The 1,775-nt window shown below is 63.7% G+C and carries 2 protein-coding genes; both read right to left on the reverse strand.

The genetic code is table 11. The annotated features are described in order from the left end of the window. On the reverse strand, window positions 1-729 hold a 729-nt coding region (locus tag AC2VON_RS03230), incomplete at its 3' end, for a condensation domain-containing protein (RefSeq protein ID WP_486951651.1). A 39-nt stretch (window positions 730-768) separates the two neighbouring features. Beyond that, the gene (locus AC2VON_RS03235) at window positions 769-1,020 is read right to left on the reverse strand and encodes an MbtH family protein (RefSeq protein ID WP_486951652.1); all 252 of its coding nucleotides are present in this window, start codon (window positions 1,018-1,020) and stop codon (window positions 769-771) included. Between the last annotated feature and the right edge of the window lie 755 nt (window positions 1,021-1,775).

Raw genomic sequence — 1,775 nt, forward strand, 5'->3', positions numbered from 1 at the left:
CGCGTCGGACAACTCCTGAACTCGCCGCAGGGCGACGGGGTCCAACCGAACCGGCGCAGAGGGCGCACGCTGCTCCCCCTCGCCACCCGTCGGGGACAACCGGTCATGCGGCGCGCTGTCCGACGGAATGTTGCCGGCCCAATAGGCCTGGTCTTCCCGGTAGTCGGCGGACGCTGTGTATTCCGACTCGCACCGAACCAGATCTTCCAGGGATCCGAAGAAGGACGGCGGAATGGGAGAGTCAGAAACAATTGCCGCGTATACGGTCGCAATCCGGTTGGCGAGCAGCGTGATTCCGGTTCCATCGATGATCATGTGGTGGAAGCAGCCGAACAAGTAGAATTCGTCCACCCAGGTCTGGAACAAGGCGAATTTGAACAGCGGGCCGGCCGGGGACATGGGCGTGTGCTGGATGGACAACGCCCTCGCGCGAGCCTCTTGCACCGGATGGCCCGCGTCGCTCAGGTCTTGGAAGTCCAGTTCGACGTCCGGGTAATCGATCGCCCGCTGGAAAACCTGGCCGTCGGCCTCGACGATGGCGGCCCTGGCCGGTTCGGCCTCGCCCATCGCTTGACTGATCGCGCGCTTGAGTACGTCGGGATCGATCGTTCCGTCGAATCGCACAAGTACACCGAGCTGCCACTCCGTACCGGCGTGACCCGTCTCCTGCGCAAGCCAAATGTCGAGTTGGCCCCGCGTCAGCGGAAGCGCCTGGTCATCACGTGTCATTCGGTCTACCTATCAACGCCCCAGTGCCGCGGCCAAGCGTCAATGCCGCTTCCCCGCGGCTAACCGACAATGCCCCTGTCCCGCAGCCAAGCGATCGCGCAGACTCTTCGGTCTTATGTCGGTCCAGTTCTGCTCGATGTAGTCCAGACACTCCGCGCGAGCCGCCTCGCCGTACACCACCCGCCAGCCGGAGGGAACGTCGGCGAAAGCCGGCCACAGGCTGTGCTGCTCCTCGTCGTTGACCAAGACCAAAAACCTGCCATCTTCGTCGTCGAACGGATTGATGCTCACCGCGTCTCCCGTACCCGTCTACTGGACATAGGTGTAACAAGTCCTAAACCATACTGGATGACCAAGGAGGTTGTCTTGGCCTTGGGGGAAATTCAGGTGCCGATCCCTCACCTGAAACCTACGCGGTGGTAATATCTCCCGCGCCGTACTCTGGAACCTTCAAATTCGCGGTGATCAGTTCACGGCCCCACGTCGCACGGTGCGCCGAGCGGGTGAAGCCGTTCGCTCACGAGGTTGCCGGCCGGGCTGTCGCCGCGACGACGCGCACCGGCGCCTCGAAAGCCGCAGACGTGCACTGTTGATGAACGACAATCGTGTGCCGACATATTCGGGCCCCGAGAAGATTCCGGCCGCGGACCGCCGTGTCGTTTGCTGGCCCACGCCGATCGACCGGCACGGGCAGGGGCCAACTCCTCGGTCTGGTTCGTGTCGCAATAGTTGCTCGGACCCGTTGCCGCAGCCGTCGGCGCGGCCGCTGCGCCGCCCGTCCGGGACGTAGACGCCACGGCGACAACTGGCCTGATCGGCGCCGGAGTTCCGTCGACCGTGGTCGCGATGCCGATCGCGTCATGGTGGCACCGGCCGTGTCATGGCGGCACCGGCCGTGTCACGGATTCAGCAGACGGCACCGGGGCGTTCTTTGCGATCGCAGACGTCGAGGCTACTGTAGGGGCGGCACAATTCGGTGAGGCGACGCAGATTTGATTGAGGCGACATCAATGGACAACCATGGCGAACAATCGGCGCAACTCGAA

This window comes from Mycobacterium sp. TH-M82, assembly GCF_057473605.1.